Origin of the sequence: Brachybacterium sp. JB7 (assembly GCF_003335205.1) — a bacterium.
In the GTDB taxonomy this organism is placed as follows: domain Bacteria; phylum Actinomycetota; class Actinomycetes; order Actinomycetales; family Dermabacteraceae; genus Brachybacterium; species Brachybacterium alimentarium.
The window spans coordinates 300,925-327,404 of record NZ_QPGN01000002.1; the positions used below are offsets into that span (position 1 = coordinate 300,925).

Annotated in this window: 18 protein-coding genes; 13 read left to right on the plus strand and 5 right to left on the minus strand. The window is 69.2% G+C overall.

Annotated elements, in window-relative coordinates; translation table 11 throughout:
- The first annotated feature begins 6 nt into the window (after positions 1-6).
- The 5 genes from CIK81_RS03705 (at position 7) to CIK81_RS03725 (ending at position 9,961) form a co-directional block, all read left to right on the plus strand.
- A complete protein-coding gene (locus CIK81_RS03705) occupies positions 7-2,634 on the plus strand; it encodes a hypothetical protein (RefSeq protein ID WP_114355389.1) in 2,628 nt (875 codons plus the stop codon).
- A 44-nt stretch (positions 2,635-2,678) separates the two neighbouring features.
- A complete protein-coding gene (locus CIK81_RS03710) occupies positions 2,679-4,904 on the plus strand; it encodes a hypothetical protein (protein ID WP_114355390.1) in 2,226 nt (741 codons plus the stop codon).
- Positions 4,901-7,777: a hypothetical protein gene (locus CIK81_RS03715; RefSeq protein WP_114355391.1), complete on the plus strand. Its 2,877-nt coding sequence runs from the start codon at positions 4,901-4,903 to the stop codon at positions 7,775-7,777. Before CIK81_RS03710 ends, CIK81_RS03715 begins: the two co-directional genes overlap by 4 nt.
- Positions 7,770-8,765 carry a hypothetical protein gene (locus CIK81_RS03720; protein WP_114355392.1) on the plus strand — a complete coding sequence of 332 codons (996 nt, stop codon included), beginning with the start codon at positions 7,770-7,772 and terminating at the stop codon, positions 8,763-8,765. The genes CIK81_RS03715 and CIK81_RS03720 overlap by 8 nt, the downstream gene beginning before the upstream one ends.
- Positions 8,766-9,046: 281 nt before the next feature.
- Positions 9,047-9,961 carry a hypothetical protein gene (locus tag CIK81_RS03725; protein ID WP_199586254.1) on the plus strand — a complete coding sequence of 305 codons (915 nt, stop codon included), beginning with the start codon at positions 9,047-9,049 and terminating at the stop codon, positions 9,959-9,961.
- A 7-nt stretch (positions 9,962-9,968) separates the two neighbouring features.
- On the opposite strand, the gene CIK81_RS03730 is transcribed toward CIK81_RS03725, so the two are convergent.
- The 3 genes from CIK81_RS03730 to CIK81_RS03740 form a co-directional block, all read right to left on the minus strand.
- Positions 9,969-10,910 (minus strand): hypothetical protein, encoded by a 942-nt coding sequence (locus CIK81_RS03730; protein ID WP_147272339.1) that lies wholly within the window; start codon positions 10,908-10,910, stop codon positions 9,969-9,971.
- A 134-nt stretch (positions 10,911-11,044) separates the two neighbouring features.
- The gene (gene nhaA / locus CIK81_RS03735) at positions 11,045-12,343 is read right to left on the minus strand and encodes a Na+/H+ antiporter NhaA (protein ID WP_114355395.1); all 1,299 of its coding nucleotides are present in this window, start codon (positions 12,341-12,343) and stop codon (positions 11,045-11,047) included.
- Between the two features lie 64 nt (positions 12,344-12,407).
- Positions 12,408-13,868 (minus strand): sodium:proton antiporter, encoded by a 1,461-nt coding sequence (locus tag CIK81_RS03740; protein ID WP_096164671.1) that lies wholly within the window; start codon positions 13,866-13,868, stop codon positions 12,408-12,410.
- 565 nt (positions 13,869-14,433) lie between these two features.
- Between CIK81_RS03740 and CIK81_RS03745 the strand changes: the two genes are divergently transcribed.
- The 5 genes from CIK81_RS03745 to CIK81_RS03765 all read left to right on the plus strand — a co-directional run bounded on the left by CIK81_RS03745 (position 14,434) and on the right by CIK81_RS03765 (position 21,271).
- Positions 14,434-15,849: an MFS transporter gene (locus CIK81_RS03745; RefSeq protein WP_241963918.1), complete on the plus strand. Its 1,416-nt coding sequence runs from the start codon at positions 14,434-14,436 to the stop codon at positions 15,847-15,849.
- Positions 15,850-15,903: 54 nt separating this feature from the next.
- The gene (locus tag CIK81_RS03750; RefSeq protein ID WP_096164669.1) at positions 15,904-16,785 is read left to right on the plus strand and encodes a PhzF family phenazine biosynthesis protein; all 882 of its coding nucleotides are present in this window, start codon (positions 15,904-15,906) and stop codon (positions 16,783-16,785) included.
- A 29-nt stretch (positions 16,786-16,814) separates the two neighbouring features.
- Positions 16,815-18,881: a prolyl oligopeptidase family serine peptidase gene (locus tag CIK81_RS03755; protein WP_096164668.1), complete on the plus strand. Its 2,067-nt coding sequence runs from the start codon at positions 16,815-16,817 to the stop codon at positions 18,879-18,881.
- A 7-nt stretch (positions 18,882-18,888) separates the two neighbouring features.
- Complete coding sequence (locus tag CIK81_RS03760) at positions 18,889-19,368, plus strand: hypothetical protein (protein ID WP_141393704.1); 480 nt, start codon at positions 18,889-18,891, stop codon at positions 19,366-19,368.
- Between the two features lie 91 nt (positions 19,369-19,459).
- On the plus strand, positions 19,460-21,271 hold the full coding sequence (locus CIK81_RS03765) for a serine hydrolase (RefSeq protein ID WP_241963919.1): 1,812 nt from the start codon (positions 19,460-19,462) through the stop codon (positions 21,269-21,271).
- 4 nt (positions 21,272-21,275) lie between these two features.
- Here CIK81_RS03765 and CIK81_RS03770 read toward each other — a convergent pair whose 3' ends face one another.
- Positions 21,276-21,764: a glutathione peroxidase gene (locus CIK81_RS03770; protein WP_096164666.1), complete on the minus strand. Its 489-nt coding sequence runs from the start codon at positions 21,762-21,764 to the stop codon at positions 21,276-21,278.
- A gap of 396 nt (positions 21,765-22,160) precedes the next feature.
- On the opposite strand from CIK81_RS03770, the gene CIK81_RS03775 reads away from it, so the two are divergent.
- On the plus strand, positions 22,161-23,711 hold the full coding sequence (locus tag CIK81_RS03775) for an HNH endonuclease (RefSeq protein ID WP_158541899.1): 1,551 nt from the start codon (positions 22,161-22,163) through the stop codon (positions 23,709-23,711).
- Between the two features lie 39 nt (positions 23,712-23,750).
- Here the strand turns inward: CIK81_RS03775 and CIK81_RS03780 are convergent, their stop codons facing one another.
- The gene (locus CIK81_RS03780) at positions 23,751-24,716 is read right to left on the minus strand and encodes an aminoglycoside phosphotransferase family protein (RefSeq protein ID WP_114355397.1); all 966 of its coding nucleotides are present in this window, start codon (positions 24,714-24,716) and stop codon (positions 23,751-23,753) included.
- Positions 24,717-24,812: 96 nt separating this feature from the next.
- Between CIK81_RS03780 and CIK81_RS03785 the strand changes: the two genes are divergently transcribed.
- A complete protein-coding gene (locus CIK81_RS03785; protein ID WP_114306721.1) occupies positions 24,813-25,550 on the plus strand; it encodes a glutamine amidotransferase in 738 nt (245 codons plus the stop codon).
- Positions 25,551-25,588: 38 nt separating this feature from the next.
- A complete protein-coding gene (locus tag CIK81_RS03790) occupies positions 25,589-26,464 on the plus strand; it encodes a GH25 family lysozyme (RefSeq protein WP_114306720.1) in 876 nt (291 codons plus the stop codon).
- Positions 26,465-26,480 lie beyond the last annotated feature (16 nt).

Genomic DNA, 26,480 nt, shown 5'->3' on the forward strand with positions numbered 1-26,480 from the left:
GCAGCCATGCAGCAGCGTTCCATCCTCATCGGCCCGCCCAGTCAGCGACCGATCCTCGAGTCGCTCCTCGACCTGTCGGCTGCAGGAGCGCTGGAGGCGTTCACCTGGATCGAGGCCGGATCGGATCCGGCGAGCGAAGCAGACCGCGAGGATCCTCGCGCTCTCCGCATCGCCGACGGACAGATCTCGTCGACCACTTTCTCGAAGTCGGTCAACGTGCGGAGACTGGCGCGCCTGCGCATCGTCATCCTCGTCCCGGTCGGGCATCCGGACGCCGATGCGCTCACGGCGTCTGCGGAGAACTTCTACCAGAGTCTGGATATCCCCGGCGGGGCGTCGCGAGTGTTCGTCAGAGTCCTGATTCCGTGGAGCGCGGAGCCGATCGCTGCTGAGCTCGGACGTCCGGGCTGGAACGACGTGATGCTCTCGCCGGAAGGCACCGCGGAGCCCGAGTTCGCTGCAGTCCCCTGGTGGAATGATCCGTTGTCGATCCCCGGGGCCGCGGCCGCGGGAGTCGCCGTGCAGGCTGGATTGCTGCCGGGCTTGGACGAGGCGCCGGCGGACGACGAGAAGCCGGGGATGTCCACCGACGTTCCCCTGGCACGCACGTTCATCCGACGGATCGATGCCGAAGCGGTCGAGTCGGCCCTGAAGGAGCGGGTCCTGCGGATCGACGAACAGGTGCCGGCCCCCACGAGGTCGACAGGATCGTCGGTTCCGCCCTACGCATCGCCGGAGAATCTGATCCGGGACACTGCAGCGGTCTGGACGACTCGGCATGAGCCGTCGGTGCGCCGTCCTGGGCCTCAGATTCCTCAACCCGACTCGGAGACGATCGGCTTCGGCGAGGCGATCAAGCTCTTCATCAGCTTCCTGCTCCGTGCACTCATCGGAGCGCCCGAGGCGTGGTTGCGCAAGGCTCTTCATTCGGCGCAGTCGACAGTTGCCGCTGGGACCACAGCGATGATCTTCGGCAAGGAATCGCCCGTCGGTGTCATCGTCGGCGGCGTGGCCGCCGACGGCAGCACGGCGACCTGGCGCACCATCCGCGACGCGGCGAAGGCTGTCGACCTCGGCGCAGGTCGGGACGCCGGACGCCTCGGCCAGCCAGCCCGGAGGGACTTCTCCGCGCTCTGGGCGGACATGCTCCAGGGCAGTCGAGCGTTGCTCGACGCCTCAGCCTGCCAGAACCTCGAGCTCGACTCAGCTGCCGGGTACATCCCCCGCCGAGAGATGGTGGCCCCGGAACTGGACGGAGACGGTGTCTACGAGATCACGGAAGCTCTCGGGGAGTTCAGAGCTCCTCAGACGCTCAGGGCGTGGGACCACCTCGAGATCGAGCGTTCCCGTCACGTGCTCGAACGAGCGGCGGGCGAGAACGACACCCGTGCCGCCAGCGCACGTCGCCATCTCGAGCAGATCGATCGCTGGAGAGGCCGTAACGAAAGTCGTTTCCTGCCGTTGCTCGGCCGTACTCTCGGAGAGTGGTTCACCGCGACCCGGCAGGAGATCGCGGGGACGCAGGACGCTCTTCGCGGGCTGCTCATGCCGACCGTCGACGAAGCTCTGGGACGTGCGCAGAGGCGGCTCGCATGGGTCCTTCGGGGACTCGCCGTGCTCGCGGTCATCGTCGTGATTGTTCTGGGTATCCTCGGCTGGCGGGAGTCCATCACCCTGCAGACGATGGCCATCAGCATGGGCGTGACGGCTATCGTCTGGCTCCTCGCCTCGCTCATCGTCTTCGTGCTCCTCCAACGGGAGGTGTTCCGGCTTCTCCATCTGCAGAGGCAGAGGGACCTGCAGGTCCCCGCGCTCACGGAGAGACTCCGCATGGCGATCGAGGATCTGGACGCTCTCGGTGACGCCTATGCGCAGTTCGATCGATGGGCCCTCCTCATGACCGGTTTTCTCGCAGAGCCGCTGGGTCGAGGCGACGAGTCCGAGGCGGCGGAGCGGCCATCGGCAGCTCTGCCCGCCGCTCTGCAGATGCCGACTGTCGACGTCGCTCCGTCGGCCATCGACGAAGCAGCCGCCCATCTGCGCGCAGACGTCTTCACCGTGGGATGGCTCGGCGAAGCCTTCGAGGACTTCGAGAAGTCCATGACCGACGATCTCACTCCCGAGCAGCGCGTACGGATGAGCACGGCTGGTTCCTCGCCCCTTGCTCTGCTTCTGAGTTCTCGCGCGGACCCAGGCAGCGAGCTTTCCCTCTGGGCGGAAGGAACCGTCGAGCACGGAGTCAGGTCGGGACGTGGTGATGAGATCTGGTCCCGCTGCTCCTCACGACTCGATGACGAAGAGCTTCTTGATCTGACCTTCGTCCGCGATGACGGCGGAGGTCGCGCCGAGTCCGTGAGCGTGCTGCGCAGCGAGCTGTGGAAAGCGCGATCTGCATCGATCGTCGAGGAGGTGCTGGAGCTGTCCGCCCGGACCGCCGACACCCGTATCGTCGATCCGGGACGCTCTTGGCGACGGTCCGGAGGGACCGGCCTCAGCTCCGACTTCGTCCTCGTCCAGAGGACGCCGGCGGTCTCTGCGGAGGCGTTCGTCTACCCGCGCACCACGCCCCTGGAACATCGCCCTGCACAGGGGCAGGACGCCACTCTGGACTTTCCCGATGACCTGGTCTTCTGAACGAACTGAACCGCTCGCCCGACGAGCGGCCTGAGAGGACGGACATGCTGTTCGCCGACTTCCTCAAGCGCCTCATGCCTGTGGCGCAGTCGCACCCTGCATATAAGGAGCACTTCCCACCCTCGAGCTGGAAGCGACTGTTCGACACGGCGCGGCCATACGGCGATGACGGCTTGGTCTTCGAGGTCGGCGCGATCGTCGACTCGGGCCTCGGTGACGGGCGCATCGAAGAGGTCGTCGTCCCATTCGTGCGAGACCTGAACGGCGAGTTCGCTCCCGGATGGGAGACCAGGGAGGCTGACGAACCCGTCGAGGACCCCTGGACATCGGACGCCTGGGCTTCTGAGGCGAGTGAGGAGGCGCAGCATGCCCCGTCCTCCTCGGCCGTCGAACCCGAAGAGCCCCGGGTTCCTGAAGCCGTTGTCGCACCCACTGCCGAGGCAGCTGCTGCTGACGTTGCTGGACCAGCTGCGGACCTCCTCGAGGAACGGTGGATCTTTCCGCAGTACGACTACTCGCGGGAAGACCTCGCTGTACCGCTCCCCGACGTGGACATCCAGGAGCTTCCTGGTGGGGTCCTGCAGTATTCGTGGCCCGATCCTGGCGAGGGCGAGCTCTACCGGGTGACCACCAGTGATCACGAGGCACTGTTCAGCCCGGAAGAGGCCGACGCAGAGCTGGTCGCCTGCTGGGCGCCGAACGCTCAGGATGCGCGGACCTCCGCGACTTCTCTGCGTTTCGTGACGGTGTGGGGCTACCGCGTGATCGATGCGAACGCCGGCATCCTCGGGCAGCCTCGTAAGGTCGCTGAAGGGATTCGTATCCAGCAGCTTCAAGGGTGGACTGTCGAGTTCATCCCGAGTGAGAGAAAGGTGTTTTCGCGCTGGGAAGCGCCCGCTCTGCCCTCTCACGTCCGTGCGAATGTGCGAACCGCTCGGCTCCCGCTCGACGAACCGATCGCGAGGTATCTGAGAGGTCAGAGCTGGCTCAGAAGCCAGTTCGAGGTGCCCAACAACGGGCACGGTTTCCAGGATGCTGACCTCGAGCCCGGCCGACGGCACACCTACGTCGCTGCGCTTGAGGTCGAGATCGATGGAACGACCAGGCTCTCCGCTCCTCAGCGATTCGATGTCACCCCGGTCGCCGAGCCGGACCGTATCGAGGATCTCGTGGTCGAGTCACGCACCAGGGACCATCGCGAGGAGCTGAGGCTCGCCTGGAGCCAGCAGCGGGGAACACGAATGAGTTTCTACCGCACCACCTCGCCGGCCCATCCGGAGGCCGTATCCCGTGGTCGTGTGCCGGCATCGCAGCTGTCCGCGGCGGGACTCGAACCGCAGGCGATCATCCGCAATATCGCCGGTCGGACAGGCGAGACTCTTCAGAACGGCCGCGAGCGCTGGGTTCTCGAGGGGCTCGAATGGCCTGAGGGCCGGGAGTGGGACACGCTTCATCTGACGCCCGTCACGATCATCGACCAGGATGATGTGCTGATCGGTGCTCCGCGGCAGCTCCGTCGGGCGGGTCGGATCGAGGATGTCCGTCTCGTCCAGAGAATGAACTGGCAGCTGGTCACGTTCGCCTGGCCTGGCGAGGCGGTGGCGGTCGAGCTGCGGATCGGGTATGTCGATGCTGAGCCGGATCTGCGCACGCAGCCCCTCGCGACGGTGGAGAAGACGGCATACGAGCGCGAGGGCGGCTTCAGGATCGATTCTGGTCTCCCGCCGCAGGGTTGCCGGCTCTTCCTGACCGCCGTGACCCACTTCGAGGGCAGGCGAATCTCGTCGGAGCCCACGATCGCTGTCATCGAGCCGCTCTGGGGGTATCAGTACGAGATTCAGTGGCCGAGATGGCGAGGCTCCGCGGGAAAGGGCCTTTTCTCCCGGGCGACGAGCATGTTCGGGCAAGGGGCGGCGGAGGTCACCATCTCTGCGCGGGTCGGAGTATGCCCGGAGGAGGAGCTCCCTGAGCTGGTGCTTCTTCACAATCCCGATCGTCTGCCGCTGCACTCCACGGACGGGACCCGCATCGATCTCCTCGCCGAGAAGCCGGGTGGCCAGGTCCAGCCACAGCCGATGAAGGTACTGCGCGCACCGAGCAGTGGGGTACGCAGCGTGTGGTTCGATCACGCGGGGCCGGGGCCCGGCTGGTATCGGCTCATGGTCGACGCACGCCCTGCCTCGACGCTTTCTGCCGAGGAGAGGCGCACGGCTCTCGAGCGCTACGCACTCGCGGACCCGGACCTCGCAGTGCTGGACCGGCGTCGGTGAGCGGGGGCCTGGAGCAGCTGCTGTACGGGTCCGTCGACGTCGTCACTGACGGCGTGGAGAGCAGCGGCTGGCAGGTAAAGGCGAAGACCGACGGGATTGCCGAGTCCAGGGCGAGGGAACTCATCCAGCTCATCGAGCCGCGTCTCATGCCGCTCCGACCGCTGCCCGGGTTCCCTACGGAGGAGGAGATCGAGCGGGCTGACCGCCGGCTCGTCCATCGGGGAGCCCGGCACGGGAGCGCGGCCGTGCTGCTGCATACGGCTCCCGCTGGTCAGGACACGACTGGTCGCCCGAACACCATGACACACGTGGTGGTCGACGGATCCGATGACACGGCACGGCCGCTGCTCGGCCCGAGCACGTGGAGAGCCGCGTGGTGGTCGACGCCGTTCGGGTCGGAGCAGATGCGTGAGGCGGAGCTTCCTGCTGCGGCCACGATTGGGCCGGGAGAGACGGTGACTGCCGACTCCGGACTCGCAGTCATTCTCGAGCCCGGTGCGGGTGAGGTTCTCACCGCATTGGCCGATGTGGTCGCACAGAACGAGATGCGCTCGGACGCGCTGGCCGGGCAGCTTGCTGTCCTGGTGGTCGACTCGGCGGATCAGGCGGCTCAGTGGCTCGGAGCTCTGCTCAGGGCGACTGCTCCGGAGCCGGCGCGGGCACTCACATGGTCCACTTTGGAGCGGGTGAACGGAGAGAACGACCTTGAGAATCTGCGTGACGGCGGCTTCGACATCGTGGCCGTGCCGCGGCATGACCTCGAGTCCCTGATGCGAGTACCTGATCGGTGCATCATCGTCGATGCCTCGCATCCTCCGCAGGGAATAGCTCTTACGAGTTTCGGGGCCCTGGTACAGGCGATGGCATCCGACGTCGGCACGTGGATGGCCGCGCAGGAAGCGATCGACTCCTGGGTCCTGCGAGGGCTGTTCGCGCAGCATGGAGTGACGCTGGCGTGGCCGGCGGCGATGGCACAGGCTCTCGCCTGGCGAGAGAGGACGGACCCGAGCGAGCCGGTACTGCTCGACACTGCGTTCGGCGCGGACCTCCACCATGTGGTCGAGAGCGTGCTGCTCGGGACGCATGTCCCGGCGACCGACGCCAGCCCCGAACAGTCTGACGCCATGGCTTCTCTCCTCGGCCCACCACAGGGACGCAGCGCGCAGGCGTGGGTTGATCTGAGCCGCCGTCTGGAAGCCTCGGCTCCGGACAAGGTCTTCGAAGAGATCGCCGTGTCGTACCTGCAGGCGGCTGTCAAGGACCCTTCCTGGCTGATGCGGGAGCCGTCGGGCTCCTCCACGCTCAGCACGCCGCCGACAAGGCTGCGTGAGATGCTCTCCTCCTGGAGCCTGCGGCCGGAGAAGCTCGTAGACGCTTCCAAGTGGGTCCGCGAGGCCGAGGCGACGTGCCGGAACGCGTTCGGCGAGCCCGGTGACGACATTCATCGGATGGCCTCCGAGAACGTGCGTCTCGTCGCGGCGCTGCAGAGCGACGGGCTGGTGGTTCCGCCCGAGATCCTCCGCCACCTGATCCGTCCGCTCGGCGATATCCTCGTGGCGGACGTGACGGACACGCCCACCGGTGACGGGCGGCGACAAGGCGCTCGTCCGGACAGCCTGCTCTCCTCGCTCTCGGCGGATGCCCGGCGTCCGGTCGCAGAGATGGTCGACGAGGGTCTGCGGGTAGCCGTCGCGGCTGATGGCCGAGGCATGCCCGTGCCGAGCCTCTCCAGCGCAGTCACCGAGCGCCTGACGGAGGGGGTCCTGACGGCCGACCTCCCGTTCGTGGATGTGGAGAGAGCCGCTGTGTCCCTGCACCGAGGGAACGCCGGACCGTTGCTGGCTGCTCTGCAGCAGGTCCCGGGCGAGAGAATCGAGCTGAGCGTCAAGGCATTGGAGGCGGTGGAGGAGACGGCTGACGCAGGGTCGCTGGAGCTGCTGGATGCGATCGCCCTCCCTCCCTCGCAGTGCCGGCGTATTGCACGCAGTGTGGCGCTGCGGTACCCGGAGGATCCGCGCAGCCGCAGAACTCTGGCACAGCTCCGTCGAGAAAGCGAGGATGTCCGCCTCCGCTCGGTGCAGGAGGTGGAGGCGAAGACTCTCGACTCCGCCGAAGTGCAGCTCGCCGAGGCGCTCGCCGAGAACTTCTTCGATCCGACGGTGGAGCAGGAAACGGCGTGGAGACGTGCCGAGAACGCGCTGCACGCGAGCGTGAGAGTCATCGAGGTCCTCGACCATGCAGAACTCGAACGGCGGCAGAGCGCTCATCGCCGCGCGGACGCTGTTGCGCGACGCGCAGTTGCCGCTCTCGTCGTGCTGGCTGCGGCGCATCCTTCGCCGCAGCGATCAGTACGAGATTCTCGGAGATTCCACGCGGTGCAGTCGGTCGTGGCGAAAAGCGAGCCTGGAGAGGCTCCCGGTGCACTGATCGCTCCGCAGGGAGGCCCCGTGGAGCCGGTATTCCGCAGCGCTCTGCTGGCACTCGTCGCCGGAAGTGCTGTGCAACCTGAGCGGTCAGGCCGATCCCGCACCGATAGCGCTCCTCCCCCCTTGCAGATGGAACAACGCGTTGACGCCTTCGCTGGGGCGGCGCACCACCCGCGGCAGCAGTCGAAGCCTCTGGGCGCTCCGTCGGCGCAAGCAGTGGCGGCCGTCCTCGATGCGCGTGTACGGCAGGCCGACCCTGAGCATCGCGAAGCCTGGGTGCGGGACGTGAAGACATGTCTGCGAAGCACTGATGGCTGGGATCGCGCCCGGGAACTGCTCCCCGCGCTCGCCGAGTCCTCGGAGAATCGTGTGGAGCGGATCGGCCGTCTCGTCCGCACCAACCGGAGCACTTCGCGGAAGCAACGAAAGGATGGACGCAATGGCTGAATCCGAGATTCTGCGCGGGCAGAGCTGGTCCCCACGGCATTTTCGCGCTGCAGGCGCGGTGCACGTCGAGGTGATGGGGTCTCGAGGCGTCCAGGCCGGTCTCGAGGTAGATGGTCTCGGAGGGCAGCTGCGGAAGCAGCGCCCGTCGACCGGCGCCTTCGCCCTCGACATGGCGCGGGACGGCGTGACCTTCCAGGCGATCGCCGATGGTGGAGATGCTTTCCCGGGCGGAGCAGCTGTTGACCTGGCGCTCTCATTCCCGGCCACGGGGCGCACCTTCCTGATCGAGCGCGTCGACGTCTCGGGCCACCGGCGCGCGCCACTGGTGGAGCTCGTGCAGGAGGGCGACCTGTGGAGGATCTCCTCTGCGGTATCTATCCGTGAAGACAAGATCGCTGCGGACCCGGACCCGACCGGGGCGCCCCGAGAGGGTCGCTCGACCGGTTCCCGAGAGACCGGCACCTCTATTCCCGCGATGCTCGGCTCCTGGTATGTGCGCAGATCCGCTGAGAACGGACAGCCGCTCCGGCTGGAGCTCACGGAGATCATGATCGACAACTCGGCGTCGATGACTGCCCACCGTGCCCGAGCAGCACTGCTGGTCGATCTGCTCGACGCTCTCCTGCGAGCGGCCGAAGACCGTGCCGCAGAAATCACCGTTGCGCCCGTCGGTGGGGTGGAGGAGAACGGCGTCGGCTCAGCGCACGTCCGGCGCCCGGCCGAGACGGGCGCGGCCTCCGGCCCCCGGGTGCTGATCACGGACCTTCCCGGCCGTCGCGCGGATGGCGTTGCCTCGCTCGTGATCGGGGAGGAAGGCATCCTGCAGGCGTTGAGCGGTCCGGTCGGCCACGCTCATGTCGTCGGGGACACTGTCTGGCAGCAGCTTGAACGAAGCGGCGCCGACTTCGACGACTCGACCCTCCAGTGCATGGCCCCTCTCGTGCACTGGCTCGAAGATCTCTCTTCCGATAAGGACGCTGTTCGATGACCGCATCGTGCCCTGCTTGCTTCGCCCGTCTGGTGCCCGAGGAAGCGCGTTTTCGCTGCAACTCCGGTCAGTGCCACCCTGCCCCCGACCCGGAGGCGGCGCGGGTCGCGGGCTACGAGATCATGCTCCGGCCGTCCTACCGATGGACGCCGACAGACGGTCAGCGGACCATGCCCGACTGGATGCCGTGCCGTCGCTGCGGAGGGCCCTGCAACGTCCAGGCCTGCCCGGTGTGCCATCAGGACCTGCCGCCCCAATGGCGGCATGCTGAGGTGTTCACCGTGGCGGTCACGGGAGCTCGCGGATCCGGCAAGTCGGTGTACATAGGCGTGCTGATCTATGCGCTGGAGCAGTACCTGCGTCGCTCCGGACGGACCATCCAGCCCTACAGCACAGGCACGAAGGCGGTCTACGAGCAGAGGTACGAAGCGCCACTGTTCCGCGAGAACCGCGTGATGGAAGGGACGCCAACCCTGCTGAGCGGCGGTGCCTACCAGCGTGACCCGATGATCTGGAGAATCTCGGACGCACAGACGTCGACGTTCCTCGTGGTCCGTGACGCTGCGGGGGAGGACATCGAGACCTCGACAGGAGATCTTCCTCAGCTGAGCTACTTCGGCAGGGCGGATCTCGTGGTGTTCCTCTTCGATTCCCTGCGCCTGCCCTCGATGATCCAAATCCTGGCCGGGCTCATCCCCGCCGTCGACGATCAGAGGCTCGGATCCTCTTCGGCCGAGGTGCTCCCGACCGTGCTGCAGCAGATGTCCGGCGGCGACGCCGATCTCGCGCTGGCCTTCTCGAAGTTCGACGCGTTTCATGAGCTGCCGAAAGCGGACACCGAGCACTACGCGCGCGTCATGGGGAACCCCTCGGCGCACTTCAACCGTGACGAGACGATGCTGCGGCCAGCGGGGCCGGGTCGGGTCGCCGACGCGCAGAGATGGTTCCGGAACGATGCGGCATTCCTGGACCAGGAGATCCGCTCGCTGTTCCGACTCATCCACGAGGAGTCCGTGACGCTCCAGGCCGATCAGGCGGCTCAGAACAAGCAGATCCGGGGCGTCGGCCATTTCGCAGTCTCCGCGGTCGGCGAGACCCCTCAGCATTCTGCTCGGCTCACCACTCGCGGGATCTCTCCGTTCCGCGTGCTCGACCCGATCCTCTGGGGCATGTACCGCAGGGGCATCTCGATCTGATCGTCGTTCAGGCCGGTGGGGCCGAAAGCGGCACATCGCAGCCGCCGTCGTCTCCTTCCTCGTGACGGATGACGAGGCGAGGGGCCGCACCGGCGTAGCAGTCGACAATCGACTGCTGCCCGTTGGCGGCATCATCGTCCAGGCAGGCGAGGAGATCTGCAGCCCGTGCGTCGGCGGACACCCTCTGTTCCCCGTCCCAGCTCCCCGGGACTTCCCCGAGGGCGATTCCGGCCGAGCTGACGGTGATCTCGCCACCATCGAACGACAGCTGGACCTGTGCGTCACCAGGGTGCGCTCCCATGCCCTCGGCAACCTCCAGAAGCATGCGCAGCTCGGCCGACGGCACGATCGCCCGTCCCTGCGCAGCATCCGGCTCAAGGACCGGCTCGATGGGTGAGGGATGAGCGATGACTGCGCTCTCCGACGCAACCACATAGCCGTGAGGGGCGGCGAAGCCCTGCTCCCTGGGCGGATACACCGCGGGCTCGGTCGTAGAAGGCCCGTAGGGACTGGGCGCGGAACGGGCAGGGGCGATCGGCGACGGCATGGCGGGGCGCGCACCGGGGGTGGTGTTCGTATCCGCCGACGAAGCAACTGCATCACTCCGTCGGCGGAAGATGAGCCACAGGATGATCTGTACGAACAGGCATCCGAGCAGGAGGAGCGGCCAGAGCAGTGTGCTGATGATGAGTGTCCACGCATTGACGTCCGTGACCTGGGAAGGGTAGGCGCTGGAGAGGATCACCAGGCCCCCGAGGTCGAGGATCAGCAGCAGCGCCGTGGCTCCGAGCATCAGCCAGATGCTCCGGCGCACGGGACGCCACACAGTGAGCCAACGTGCGAGGAGGACGACGACGATCCCTACCGGGATGGAGAGCGTCCAGGCGAAGCCGCCGTGCCCGACTTTCGGCCACGCCCAGAGGACAGCCATGAGTGCGGTCGGGATCACCAAGATGAGGCTGTTCGCCACTCTGAGAACCCGATAAGTGCCATCTGTATGCACGGCGGGTGGCTCCTTTGAGGAAGGGATGTCGCAGGAGGCCAGTTTGTCAGCTAGGACGCGGACCGGCGGCAGCGTACAGATTATTCAGGCAGCTTGTTGTCGTTTCCGGCCGCCCCCTCCGCCGCCTGCTCGCGGCGGTGCATCGCATTGCGGGGGACGAGGATCGCGGCACCGAGCACGGCGGCCAGCGCCGAGGCGGTCAGCACGCCCACCTTCGCCGCGTCGTATATCGGGTCCCCGGCGGTGAAGCTGAGCTCGGAGACCAGCAGCGAGACGGTGAAGCCGATGCCGGCCACAGCGGCCATCCCCAGCATGTCCGGCCAGCGCAGCGAGGGGTCCAGGCGGGCGCTGGTCAGCTTCGTGAGCACGAACGACGTGCCTACGATGCCGAGGATCTTCCCGCCCACGAGGCCCACGATGATGCCCAGGGCCACGGTCGACTGCCAGGCGTCGAGCAGACCGGTGAGGCCGCCCACGGCCACGCCCGCGCTGAAGAACGCGAACACCGGCACGGCGATGGCGGAGGAGAAGGGCCGCAGACGGTGCTCGAGGGTGTGGGAGAGGGAATGCTGCTTCCCGTACGGGGAGAGGCCGCGGGTGGGGACCATGAAGGCGAGCACCACACCCGCGATGGTGGCGTGCACCCCGGAGTTCAGGAACAGCACCCAGGTGATGACGGCGAGGGGCAGCAGGAGCACCCAGGCGGTCCAGTAGTGCTTCTTGAACAGAGCCTCGGCCTTGTTGGTCAGCAGCCAGAACAGGGCCACCGGGATCACCGCCAGGGCGAGGAACCCGAGCCGGAGGTCGCTGGTGTAGAAGATCGCGATGATGGTGATCGCGATGAGGTCGTCCACGATCGCGAGGGTGAGCAGGAAGGTGCGCAGAGCGGTGGGGAGGCTCGATCCCAACAGCGCGAGGATGGCGACCGCGAAGGCGATGTCCGTCGCCGCCGGGATCGCCCAGCCGCCGCCGGCACCCTCCGGGCCGCCGAGGTTGATCAGCGTGTAGAGGAGAGCCGGCACCGCGACGCCGCCGAAGGCCGCGGCCACCGGGACCAGGGCCTGCGAGGGGGAGCGCAGGTCGCCGACGACGAACTCCTGCTTGAGCTCGAGGCCCGCGAGGAAGAAGAAGACCGCGAGGAGTCCGTCGGCCGCCCAGTGCCCGATCGTGAGATCGAGGTTCAGCGGTCCCAGGGTGAAGCCCACATGGGCGTCGCGCACTGTCGAGTACAGCTCCGAGAGCCCGGAGTTGGACATGATCAGCGAGAGGATCGTGGCGATCAGCAGCAGTGCGCCACCGGGGACGGCGCGCACCACGATCTCCTCAAGCCGCGAGTGCTCGCGGTAGGTGCCGTGCTCGAGGGTCGCTCGTGTGCTCATGATCTGGTCTCCTGCGGTGCGTGGCTGCGGTCGGATGAGGTGGCCGGGCCCGGCGCCGCGGGGGTCAGAGCTGCGGCGGAGCGTCGGCCTCGGGGTCGGAGGTCGGGGCGGGGTCGTCGCGGCGGCGGTCTCCGCGGCTGAGCACCTGCGGTGGCGGGGAGGTCGCGAGCCGGATCGCCCGTACCAGGATCAGCGCGACCACGAGCGCGCCGAGCGCCTTCGCCCACCACGGCTCCGCGATGAACAGCAGGAGCATGGCCAGCAGCACCGGGGCGAGGTAGATGAAGGCGGCGCGCACGTAGCCGAAGAAGGCCGGCATCTTCACGCCCTGGTCCTCGGCGACGGACTTCACCATGAAGTTCGGTCCGTTGCCGATGTAGGTCAGCGCCCCGCACAGCACGGCACCCAGGGAGATCGAGATCAGCAATGCTTCGGGCACGTCGCCGATCCGGGGCTCGCCGGGCATCTGCGTGGCCATCTCGAAGAAGGTCACGTAGGTGGGGGCGTTGTCCAGCACGGAGGAGAGCCCGCCGGTGAACACGAACAGCGTGATCTCGTTCAGCGGCAGGTTCGGGGCGGCGGCGCGCAGCACCTGCAGTGCCGGGACCATCGTGAGGAAGATGCCGATGAAGAGGGCGCCGACCTCTGCGATCGGGGACCAGCTGAATTCGTTCTCCTCGAAGCGGACCTTCTTGGACCCGAGCAGGAAGGACCCGGCGGCGGCGGCGAGCATCAGCATCTCGCGCCAGGGCACCCAGTTCGTGCCCTCGAGCTCTCCGTGTGCGACAGCATCGATGTCCAGGGAGGGCACCAGGGCCACGGCGAAGATGATGACGGCGAACCAGATCAGGTGCGGGGCACCGACCAGGCGCAGCTTCTCGCGGTTCTCCGTGTCCATCGCGAGGGCCTCGGGGGCCTCGCGGGAGTGGAAGCGACGATCCAGCGCCCAGTAGGTGATCAGCAGCAGAGCGTTGACGAACAGCCACATCGGCAGCAGCGAGAAGGTCCAGGTGAACGGTACGCCGCGGAGCATTCCCAGGAACAGCGGCGGGTCGCCGAGCGGCGTGAGCAGGCCGCCGCAGTTGGCGACCACGAAGATCGTGAACACCACGGTATGCACCCGGTAGCGGCGCTCTGCATTGGTGGCGAGGATCGGGCGGATGAGCAGCATGGCAGCTCCGGTGGTGCCGATGAAGCTGGCCAGGACGCCGCCGATGGCCAGGAAGGCCGTGTTGGTGCGTGGGGTGGCCGCCAGGTCGCCGCGCAGCACGATGCTGCCGGACACCGTGAACAGCGCCAGCAGCAGCACGATGAACTGCCCGTACTCCATGAGGGCATGCGCGACGAGCTCGGGGTGGGCGGCCAGCAGCAGCCCGATCGCCACCGGGACGCCGAGCGCCAGGGCATAGATCAGCTGGTTGCGGGGCTTCTCCCAGAGGGGTGCGAGAGCGGGGACCAGGGGGATGATCGCGATGCCGAGCAGCATCAGCACGAACGGGATCAGGGTCCACACGGGGAAGGACATCGCGGGTCACGTCACCTTCGGGGCCAGGCCGGAGGGGATCAGTCGCGCTCCGGCCGGGCGGCCGTGAGGGGAGGGGGCCGATCCGCGCACCGACTCGCGGACTGAGGGGCTGGGGAGCCATGGGGTGTTCCTTGACGGCGTCGCTGAGTGAGGACGGGATGTTCCTCCCGTGCCGACCAGACTTCCCGGCTCTCCGCGGTCAGTCTCTCACGACGTGCTGGGCCGGGGTGACGGCGTCCGTTCGACGTCGGCTCGAGGGGCGTGCCGACCGCGTTCCGCCTACTTCCTACCAGTTGGTCACCGTGTGTCGAAGGTTTCCTGTGACCTGCGGCATCGGCCTCGCACCGGACGTCTCTGCTGGTCGTTGGCACTCGATCTACGTACCGTGATCCTGTTTTTCGGCGGGAGCATTCGGCCGAGCGGGTCTCGGCCCGGACGCTCCCGCCGCTCGTCCGATGACCACCTGCCATCGGCCGCCCCCGGAATGTCGAGCGCCTCCCGGCGCCCCCGGGAGCGCCGCCATCACGCGCCGCGGCGCGTGCGCGAAGAACGGGAAGTTCCGTCCGTGACGACACCGATCGCCGCTGAATCCTCGTCCTCCGAGGGCACCGCCTTCGAGGACCTCCCTCCCCGCCGCACCATCCGCCAGGCCGTCGCGGCCTCGGCGATGGGAAACGCCACCGAGTGGTACGACTACGGCGCCTATGCCGTGGTCGCCACCTATATCGCGGCGCACTTCTTCCCCTCGGGGTCCGAGGGGCTGTTCTGGACCTACGCCTTCCTGGCGATCTCCTTCATCGCCCGGCCCTTCGGCGGCTTCGTCTGGGGCCCGCTGGGCGATCGCCTGGGCCGCAAGCACGTGCTGGCGCTGACGATCATCCTGATGAGTGCGGCGACCTTCCTCATCGGTGTGCTGCCCACGTACGAGCAGGTGGGCATCCTCGCCCCGATCCTGCTGGCGGTGCTGCGCCTGGTCCAGGGCTTCTCCACTGGCGGCGAGTACGGCGGTGCGGCGACGTTCATGGCCGAGTACGCCCCGGACAAGCGGCGCGGCCTCTACGGCAGCTTCCTCGAGTTCGGCACGCTGGGCGGCTTCGCCCTGGGCACCGTGGTGGTGCTGGTGCTGCAGCTGATCATCGGCGAGGACGCGATGGCCGCCTGGGGCTGGCGGGTGCCGTTCTTCGTGGCCGCGCCTCTGGGCCTGATCGGCCTCTACCTGCGGTCCCGGCTCGACGAGACCCCGGTGTTCCAGGACCTCGAGAAGGCCGGGGAGTCCGAGGAGAGCGCGACCGGCGGGCTGCGCGATCTGGTCACCGAGTACTGGCGGCCGATCCTGGTGATGGCCGGTCTCGTGATCCCCCTGAACATCGCGAACTACACGCTGCTGACCTATATGCCCGGCTATCTCGAGACCAAGATCCACCTCACCCCGAACGAGTCGCTCATGGTGATCCTGATCGGAGAGATCGCCATGATGGCGATGCTCCCGTTCTGCGGATCCCTGTCCGATCGGATCGGCCGCAAGAGGATGTGGTGGTTCTCGATGATCGGACTGTTCGTCATGGCCCTGCCGATGTACATGCTCATGGGCCAGAGCTTCGGCCTCGCGATCCTCGGATTCGCGGTCCTGGGACTGCTGTACATCCCGCAGCTGTCCACCATCTCGGCGACCTTCCCGGCGATGTTCCCGGCACACGTGCGCTTCGCGGGCTTCGCGGTGACCTACAACGTGTTCACCTCGGTCTTCGGCGGCACCGCCGCCCCGCTGAACGAAGCGGTCGTGGAGTCCACCGGGTTCCTCGAGTTCCCGGCGGTCTACGTGATGATCGGCTGCGTGTTCGGCATGGTCGCGCTGCTCTTCCTCAAGGAGACCGCCGGCGCGTCCCTGCACGGCACGGAGATCCCCGAGTCCGAGCCGGAGGACTACGGCATCGACGCGATGCTGGCCGAGGACAAGGCCCTGGACGAAGCGGGTCGCTGAGCCCGGAGCCCGGTTCGCTCCAGACGCCTGGGACGGAGGAGAGAGGATGGGGTCATGCCCCGGACTCCCTCTGCGCCGCCGCGCCGTCATCGCTTCCTCCAGCTCGACGTGTTCGCCGACCGCCCCCAGCGCGGCAACCCGCTCGCCGTCGTGCTCGACGCGGACGCGCTGCGCACCGACGACATGCAGCGCATCGCGCGCTGGACGAACCTCTCGGAGACCACCTTCCTGCTGACCGCGACCGTCCCCGACGCCGACTACCGGGTCCGGATCTTCACCCCGTCCGGCGAGCTGCCCTTCGCCGGTCATCCCACCCTCGGGACCGCACGCGCCTGGCTGTGGGCGGGCGGCGAGCCGGCTGGCGACCAGATCGTGCAGGAGTGCGAGGCCGGGCTCATCACGGTGCGCCAGGATCAGGACCGGCTCGCGTTCGCCGCCCCGCCGCTGCGGCGCAGCGGCCCCCTCGACGAGGCCGACGTCGCGCGGCTCGCGGAGGCTCTGGGCGTGGAACGCTCGTCGGTTCGCGGGCACACCTGGGCCGACAACGGACCGGGCTGGAGAGTGCTCGAGCTGGAATCCGCCGAGCAGGTGCTGTCGCTGGCTCCCGACCTGGCGTGGATGGCGGACGCGAAGCTCGGCGTGGTGGGCCGGCACCGCGCTCCGGCCGACGGGAACACCCCTCTCGACGCCGACAGACCGCTCTACGAGGTCCGTGCCTTCACGCTCGCCGGCGTCGAGGACCCCGTCACCGGCAGCCTCAACGCCGGCATCGCGCAGTGGATGGTGGCGCGCGGCGGGATGCCCGCGCACTGGGTGGCCACCCAGGGAACGGCCCTGGGCCGCGACGGCCTCATCGTGGTGGACGTCGAGCAGGACGGCACGATCTGGATCGGCGGGAGCACCGTTCTCACCGTCGACGGGCGGATCCTGGCCTGAATCGCGCCGGGGGCCTCTACCCTGAACCCATGGTGACGACACTCCCGTACGGGTCCTGGCCCTCGCCCATCACCGCCGAGCAGCTCGCCACCGGCGGCATCCGGCTCGGCGGCCCGCAGCTGGTGGGTGACGCCGTGTGGTGGACGGAGGGCATCGCGACCGAAGGCGGTCGCCAGGCGATCATGCGCTCCGCCGGCGACGTGGGGCCCGAGGGGCCGGATGCGGCCGCCGAGCCCGTGACCGTGCTCCCCGGGCCGTTCAACGCCCGCTCACGGGTGCACGAATACGGCGGCGCGAGCTGGACCGCGCTCCCGGATGCCGAGGGCACGCCGCTCGTCGTCTTCGTGAACTTCGAGGACCAGCGCGTCCACGCGTTCCGCGAGGGCGAGCGGCCCCGGCCGCTCACGCCGGTCGGCCCCGAGGTCGACAGCGCGCAGGGCCCCTCCCTGCGCTGGGCCGACCCCACGGCGGTCACCCTCGAGGACGGCTCCACCGAGATCTGGTGGATCTGCGAGGACCACACCGGCGGTGCGGAGGGCCCTCGCGCGGGAGCCGACGGCGCGCCGCTGATCGAGCGCTATGTCGCCGCCGTCCCGTTGGACGGCTCCGCCGCGGAGGACGGCTCCGCGATCCGCCGGGTCACCCCCGCCTCGCGCTTCGTCGCGCATCCGCGCGTGAGCCCCGACGGCGCCCGGGTGGCCTGGCTCAGCTGGGAGCATCCGCAGATGCCCTGGGACGGCACCGAGCTGCACGTCGCCCCGCTGCTGGCCGGCAGCGCCGGGCAGGGCGAGGTGGTGCTCGGGGACGCCGAGACCTCCGTGATGCAGCCCGAATGGCTCGACGACGAGCATCTGCTGGCCGTCTGCGATGCGTCGGGCTGGTGGAATCCCTGGGTGTGGTCGGCCGACGACGGCGCCCGTCAGGTGCTCGAGCTGGATCAGGAGTTCGCCGGGCCGATGTGGGCCCTCGGCACCACCTGGTTCCAGGTCCTCGACGCGGACACCGCGCTCGTGCAGTACGGGCGCGCCGCCGTCGGCCTCGGGATCCTGCGGCTCACAGATGCCGGCGGAGCGGAGCTCACGCCGCTGGACTGCCCGCTCACCGAGATCACCGCGGCCCGGCTCCGGAGCGACGGCCTGCTCGTGCTGGCCGGTTCCTCGCCCACGCGGTTCGCCGCGATCAGCACGGCGCGGCTGGACCCGTCGGCCGGACTCTCCTCGCTGACCGTCCTGCGCTCCTCCCGCACGGACGCCCCCGACCCCGCCGTGCTGCCCACCGGCGAGAGCATCGAGGTGCCGCTGCCGGATGGCGAGATGGTGCACGCGATCGTCCACCGCCCGCATCAGGAGGGGCTGGCCGGACGTGAAGGGGACCTGCCGCCGTTCATCGCGCGCGTGCACGGAGGCCCCACGGGCCACGTCCCCCCAGTGCTGCACCTGCCCACCGCGTACTACACCTCGCGCGGGCTCGGAGTGGTGGACGTGAACTACGGCGGCTCGACCGGCTACGGCCGCGCGTACCGCAACCGGCTGCGCGGGCAGTGGGGCGTGGTCGATGTGGAGGACACCGTCGCGGTCATGGAGCACCTGGTCAGCGAGGGCATCGCCGACGGGGACCGGCTCGCGATCGAAGGCGGCAGCGCGGGCGGATGGACCACCCTGGCGTGCCTGACCCGCACCGACACCTTCGCCGCCGGTGCCTCGAGCTTCGGGGTCGCCGAGCTCGAGCGCTTCCGCCTGGACACCCACGACTTCGAATCGCGGTACATCGACGGCCTCGTCGGCCCGTATCCGGAGCGGCGGGACCTGTACGTCGAGCGCGCGCCGCTCAGCCACGTCGACGAGCTCGAGGTCCCGGTGCTGCTGCTCCAGGGAGAGGAGGACAGGATCGTGCCGCCGAGCCAGTCGGAGCTGTTCCGCGATGCGCTCGCCGCCAAGGGGATCCCGCACGCCTACCTCCTGTTCGCGGGCGAGCAGCACGGCTTCCGCAGAGCGGACTCGATCATCCGCGCCACCGAGGGCACGCTGTCGTTCTACGGGCAGGTGCTCGGCTTCAGCCCGCCCTGCGTCCCGGTGCTCGAGCTCGATAGGGGCTGAGATGGACGTGGATCCGTTCAGACAGCCGGTGCGGCCGGCGATCTGGGCCGCGGCGCTGTCGGCACTGCTGGGAGCGGGCGGCCTGATCATGCAGCTCGTCGGGCTCGTGAGCCCGGACGCCGTGGTGAACGTCGATGTGGTGCCGGCGTCGATCGTCCTGGCGTTCCTGGCCATCGCCGGGGCGCTCCTCGCGCTGGGCCTGGGCGTCGCGACCCTGGTGCTCGCCATCGTGGTGACGGTTCGGGGCAGGGGCCCGCTGCGCCGGGGCGGGATCGTGCTGCTGGTGGCGTGGGCGCTCAGCCTCTCGGTGTCCTTCAGCGCGAGCGGGGACGTCTCCGGCGCGGCCGCCGCGGTGTCGCGTGCGGCCGGCGTCCTGGAGACCGTGGTGGATCTCCTCCAGTCCGTGCTCCTGCTGGTCGGGGCCGTCGTCCTGCTGCGCGGTGTCGCCGAGGTGCGTCGGCAGCGGGAGGCCGTCGGGGAGGTGTGACGGTTGCCACGTCGGCGATGGTGTCGATAACGTGGCTCGCGGCCCGCACCGCATCCCGCCGGTGCGCGGGCCCCTGATGCGAAGGAGCTTCATGGACCTCCCGATCTCCCGTCGGACCGGACTGACCGCAGCCGCCCTGGCCACCGCCACAGCCACCGCCGTCGGCCTCCCCGCCGCGGCCCGCGCCGAAGGCGACCCGGCACCGAAGAAGGGGGCGCCCCGCACCCGCTCCGGGACCACCTGGCGTCATGGGGAGCCGATCCGCCACCCGTGGGACCGGAGGGGATCGGGCGACACCCTGCACACGGCCGAGCCGTCGGACGTCGGATTCGACGCCGCGGTGCTCGACGATCTGCCCGGGATCGTCTCGGACGCGCTCGGGGTCGATCCGCCGCGGTTCGCCGGGGCCTCCCTCCTGGTCGCCTCGCAGGCCGGCATCGCCTATGAGCATGCCGACGGCTACGCGCTGCGCTGGAAGGATGCGGGCGAGGAGCTGCCGGAGGACCAGTGGATCCCTGCCCGCACCGACACGATCTACGACCTCGCCTCGATCTCGAAGATCTTCACCGCGACCTCCCTGATGCAGCTGGTCGAGCAGGGCCGGCTATCGCTGGAGGACACCGTCGCCTCCCACCTGCCGAGCTTCGCGGAGAACGGGAAGGAGCAGGTCACCCTGCAGCATCTGCTCACGCACGTGGGCGGACTGCCGGCGTTCATCAACCTCTACTCCGCCTTCCCGGACATCCCCTCGCGGCTCGACGCCGTGCTGACCGTCGAGCCGGACAACCCGCCGGGCGTCGAGTACGTCTACAGCGACCTGGGGCTGATCACCCTCGGCCTGATCATCGAGAAGCTCTCGGGGCAGAGCCTGGACGAGTACGTGCGCGAGCACATCACCGAGCCGCTCGGCATGGCCGACACGATGTACAACCCGCCGAGCGCGCTGAAGGATCGCATCGCCGCGACCGAGTACATCGACTTCTACGGCTACCTGGTGCACGGGCATGTGCACGACGAGAACGCCTACTCGCTCGGAGGTGTCGCCGGGCACGCCGGCGTGTTCTCGACCGCGCGCGACCTCGCGGTGTTCGCCCAGATGTTCCTCGGCGGCGGCCGCTACGGGGACGCGCGGATCCTCCAGGCCGGAACCGTGCAGGACATGTTCACCGACCGCATCGCCGACGTGACCGGAGTGGGCGGCGCCCGCCGTGGCCTGGGCCCGGAGCTCGAGGCCTGGTACTACCACGCAGGTCTCACCAGCCCCTACAGCGGCACCCACACCGGCTTCACGGGCACGTCGCTGGTGATCGACCCGCTCACCGACACGATCGTGGTGCTGCTCGCGAACTCCGTGCATCCCACCCGCGAATGGTCGACCACGTCGGAGACCCGACGCGAGGTCTCCACCTGCGTGGCGCACGCGCTCGGGATCGTGCCCGAGGAGGTGCGCTCCGGCTGGTACGCAGGGGGCGAGGACGAGACGACGGCGACGCTGACCTGCGCTGTCGACCTCCCGAGCGGCGCCGGCGAGCTGCAGCTGGACCTCTTCGCCCATCTCGAGACCGCGTACGACGTGCTCACCGTCGAGGCCTCGCAGGACGGCGGCTCGGCCTGGACCCCGCTGGCGGGGACGCTCTCGGCCCCGCATCAGGAGAGCGTCGAGGTGCCCGCCGGCGAGATCACCGGCTGGGGCAGGCGTCAGCGCTGGACCGGCACGTTCGCCGTCCCGGGGTCGGGCGAGACGCAGCTGCGCCTGAGCCTGGTGACCGATGCCGCCACCCGCGGCCTCGGCGCATGGGCGGGCAGGGTGCGTGTGCTCGACGGCGGCGAGGCCGTGCTGGACACGGACCGCCCCGCCGACCGCGATCTGGTCGTGGCCGACGGGTGGGAGCTGGGGGAGTAGCGGCTCAAGCCTGCTCGGCCAGGGCCTTCTCGACGTCTCCCGCGATGCTCGCCGGCTCGACGTCCGAGGCGTATCGCCCGATCACGGCACCGTCGCGGTCCAGCAGGAACTTCGTGAAGTTCCAACCGATCTCGCCGGCGGGGATGTCCCCGTGCGCTCCCGTGAGCCACTGGTAGAGCGGGTGCGCGCCCTCGCCGTTGACCTCGACCTTGGCGAACATCGGGAACTCGACGCCGAAGTTGACCGAGCAGAACTCGGCGATCTCGGACTCGGAGCCGGGCTCCTGGTTCATGAACTGGTCGCACGGGAAGCCGAGGACGGCGAGCCCCTTGTCGTGGAAGCGGGCGTAGAGATCCTGCAGTCCGGCGTACTGCGGCGTGAAGCCGCACTTGCTGGCGGTGTTGACCACCAGGACGACGGAGCCCGCGTAGTCCGCGAGGTCCTTCTCGGTCCCGGTGATCGTGGTCGCGGTGAAATCGGCGAGTGAGGTCATGTCTCCATTGTGGCCCCGGGTGCTGCGAGCGGGGTGGGGTGCGCCGGTGGGCGTGGCCGATGCGGCTGGCCGACCTTTCCTCCACCGACGCTGTTCATCCACAATTCGCGTGGTTCCCTGGATTTTTCCGGAGGTGGTGGAGATGGCTTCGTGACGTATTTCTGGGCGTTGTTCCGGTGATTTCGTTCCCGGCTCTGTCGGGAGTGCTGGAGGGAGCGGACGGAGAGGTGTCGTAGCAGGTAGTGGTCATGTAGTGGGGTCGTTCTCAGGTTGGCTCCTTTGAGTGTGCGTGTCGGCGGGCGACGATCAACCGCTTTCTGCGAGGCGTTCGAGCGAGTTATCCACAATTCCCCGCGGAGGGTGTCGATGATGAGGCGGCGCGGGGAGAATGAGAGCATGACGAATGCGCAGAGGTTTTCCGGCGGCCCGGAGGAGTCCCCCGACTCCCCGTGGTCGCCGGAGGCCGTGCGTGCAGCCGGCCCGGAGGGTCTCGCCCGGCTGCTCGGCGACGTGGGGCACGCACTCGAGGAGGTCGCGAAGGACCCCGGCGACCTGTTCACGACGCAGGGCGCGGAGCGCAGCGCCTTCGTGGACCTCATGACGTCCCAGCAGGTCATCCGGGGAGCCCAGGATGCGCTGGAAGCGCGCACCGTCGTCGCGCTCGCCGAGGTCACCCGTCGCGACCGTACGGCGGCGGCCCGCGACGCCGCCGCGCACGAATCGAGTGCCGTGCCCTCGCAGGCCGTCCTGGACAAGCAGGCGGGCGGCATCTTGCGCCGGGACCTGTCCCTGATCACGCGGTGCTCTCCCTCGGCAGCAGGCAGCACGCTGGCCTCGGCTCGCCGCCTGGTGTCGTCGATGCCGAAGATGCTCGACGCCCTCGCGGGGCGCAAGGTCTCCGCCCAGGCCGCCTACGCGGTGTCCGGTGCGGCGTCGGTTCTGACCGAGGAGCAGTGTCGGAGCGTCGACGAGGCCCTCGCTGCACGACTGCCCTTTCTCGACGGGGCCGGGGTGCGCGGATGGCGCGCCGAAGCGGCCGCCGCGATCATGGAGCTCGACGCCGAGGGCGCGGCCTTGCGTCACCGGAGGGCGCGGAGGCATCGCAGCGTGACCCTCACACCGGGGGAGCACGGGATGGCACGCTTCAGCGCTCATCTCCCGGCCCTCGATGCGCGCCTGCTCCACAAGCGGCTCTCCCTCGAGGCGGAGCGCCGTCGCGCTGGCGGAGCGGACGCAGGGCACAGCGCGCTGATGGCCGACGCCCTGGTGGACACCGTGCTGGGCCGTGATGGAGCGATGGACGCCGTCGATCTCGACGTCGGCGTGATCATCACCGATCGGGCGCTGTTCAGGCCCGATGCGGGGGATGCCGCCCAGATCGAGGGCTACGGCCCCGTTCCCGCCGAGGCCGTCCGCGAGCAGCTCCGCGCTGTGACCACGCCTCCCTCGTCCACCGAGCCGGACCCGTTCGGGGAGGACGGCGAGGAGACCCGTGCGGTGCTCCGCCGCCTGTACACGCACCCCGCCACCGGCGACCTGGTCGCGGTCGAGGCCCGCGGGCGTGCGTTCCCGCCGGCGATGGCCAAATTCCTGACCTGGCGCGACACCCACTGCCGCGGGCCCTTCTGCAATGCCTACACCCGGCAGCACGACCACATCAGACCGTTCTCCCGAGGCGGTCCCACCAGTGTCGACAACGGGCAGGACACCTGCGCGCACTGCAACCAGAAGGAGCACGACGCCGCGAGCGTCGAACGCATCGAGGGTTCGGGCGGCACCGGTCATCGGGTGGCCTGGACCGGGTACTCCGGCATCACCCGGGTGACGGGCCCGACGCGGCTCCTCGGCCCGCGCTCCCCGAAGCACCAAGACAGCGCGAAGGACCGCGCCGGCCCTCAGCCCGGTGCCCCGCCGGACGCCGCACCCCAGGAGGACGAGGGCGGATAGACGGATAGACGGATAGACGGATCGCAAGGTGAAGCCAGGTCACCCGACCCCGTCGTCCGCCAGCCGCATCGCCGCCTCCGCCGCGCCGTCCGCGACACCGGCCTCCTGCACGCATCGCGCGAACAGCCACCGGCGCGACCGTGCGGGGTCCAGCCCGGTCAGCTCGGCCATGCGATCGGCGAACGCACCGGGCCGAGCGCGGAGCCGATCCGCATCGTTGAGCATGTGCTGCAGCAGGTCGTAGTGCGGATCGCCCACATACGGCTTCGGGTCGATCAGCACCCACTCCCGCGATCCGTCCTCTCCGCGCGCCAGCACATTGTGGTGATGGAAGTCGGTCGCCAGCAGCACCTGCTCGCCGTCCCAGTCCTGCGGGAGCGACCTGAAAAGCTCCAACCCCCGCTGCACCACCTCTCCGGGCAGCGGGGAGTGCCCGGCCTCGGCGCGCGCCTGCGCCTCGTCGGCCCACCAAGCGCACATGTGGGCGAGGGGGCGGAACGGGGTCCTCTCCGGCGTCGGGAGCAGTTCTTCCGGGGTCACCCAGAGGCGGCGCAGCATGCTCGCCACGACCTCGTCCCGCTCCGGCCACGTCAACAGCTGTGCCAGTTCGGTGCCCGGCACGACTTTCTCCATGAGCAGCACGGATGTCGCCCCGCGCCGCTCGCTGCGATGCACCGTGGCCGCGCCGCGACCCTGCCAGGCCGTCATCCCCGCCGCCTCGTCGCGGGACTCCTCATGCGCCCACGCCACCTTGAGCACCAGGTCAGCGCCGGCCTGATCCCGCACCGGGGCGACCCACGCGGACGAGCCCCCGGGCTCGAACGGCGCCGCCGGGATCAGGTCCCACTGCGAGAGCAGCTCGGTGACCACGCCGTCCAACCCCGCCCGCCACGCGACGACGCCCCGGTCATCGGCGGCCGCGAGCTGCTCGGGCAGCGGAAATCCGGCGACGAGGGCCGGGGCTGAGGGATCTGGGGGATCTGGGGGATCTGCGGGCGGCGTCATGGCGGTCTCCTTCGATGCCGCCCACGACGGAGCAGCAGCAGTGCGCAGCACCAGCGTATGTCCGCGAGCTCCGGCCCCGACCGTTAGCATTCTTGCGTGAAACCGTTCGTGCAGATCGCCACCCGCCCCGAAGACGACGTCGCCCTCACCGAGAGGGAGGCCGTGCTCGCCTTCACCGGCCTGGGCGAGGACGACCTGATCTGGGCTCGCCTGGATCGCGGCCCCTTCCCGGTGGAGGATCTCGAGGACATCTCCGGGATCATCCTGTGCGGCAGCCCGTTCACCGTCTCGGAGCCGGAGGAGTCGAAGCCCGAGGCGGAGAAGCGCGCCGAGAAGGAGATCTTCCGCGTGCTTGACCAGGTGATCGCCCAGGACATTCCGTTCCTCGGCGCCTGCTACGGCATCGGCACCCTCGGCACCCACCAGGGCGCCCTCATCGACCGCACCTACGGCGAGCCGCTCGGCGCCGTTGAGGTCACGCTCACCGCGGCCGGTCTCGAGGACCCGCTGGTGAAGGAGGCCGGCCTGCCGACGACCTTCACCGGCCTCGTCGGCCACAAGGAGGCGGTCCACACCCTGCCGTCGTTCGCGACCGTCCTGGCGAGCGGGGCGACCGCGCCGGTGCAGATGTTCCGCGTCGGCACCCGGCAGTACGCCACCCAGTTCCATCCGGAGCTCGACATCCCCTCGATCATCGAGCGGGCCCGCGCCTACCGCGACCACGGCTACTTCTCGCCCGACGAGATGGAGGACATCTTCGCCGCCCTCCAGCGCGAGACGGCCGACGAACCACCGAAGCTGCTGCGCGCGTTCGCCACGCTGTTCGCTCGATGATGCCGGGGCGGGCGACGCCTCTCCGGTAGCGTCGCCGCGTGCCCCGATTCACCCCAGAGCAGGTCCGGCGTCGCCAGCTGATAGCCGGCGCGCTCGCCGTGATCCTCCTGCTGGTGCTCGGCGGCTGCACGGCCCTGCTCATCGGCGGCCTGCGCGGAGGGTCCGACGGAGCCGCTGCGCGCACCCCCTTCGAGGCCGATGACGACGCCCTGTCCGTGCGCGCGATCCCGCCGGACGCCGCTGCGACGGAGAACCTCCCCGACGGAGTCGACCTCGCCCAGAACGAGGTGATGGGTCTGGACGTCTCGGCTCATCAGAAGGAGATCGACTGGGAGGAGGTCGCCGCCGACGGCTACTCCTTCGCCTACATCAAGGCCACGGAGGGCGCCGGCTATACCGACGCGATGTTCCAGCAGAACTGGGATGGAGCCCGCGCGGCAGGCCTCACCCCGGGCGCCTACCACTACTTCACGCTGTGCTCCTCGGGCGCGGACCAGGCCACCGATTTCCTCGCCGCCGCCCCGCCGGACGACGCCGCCCTCCCGCCGGCCATCGATCTCGAGTTCGACGGTGCCTGCGCGGAGCGTCCCGGCGGGGTCGACGCCCAGGCCGAGATCGACGACTTCACGGCCGCGGTGGAGAAGGCCTGGGGCCGCCGCCTGCTCATCTACTCCTCGAAGGAATGGCGCGACCATTACGGACTGCCGGTCACCGAACCGCGTCCGGACTGGCTGTTCCGTGCCTCGGATCGCCCTCAGCAGGAGGATTGGGCCGTCTGGCAGCTGCGCTTCGACGGCACTGTCTCCGGCATCGAGGGCGGCGTCGACATCGACGTGGCCCGCATCGAGATCCTGCGCCAGGGCTCCTCCATCGCGGACGGCGAAGGCGCGATCGCCCATGAGGTCGACGGGTAGGACCGGGCAGACGGGC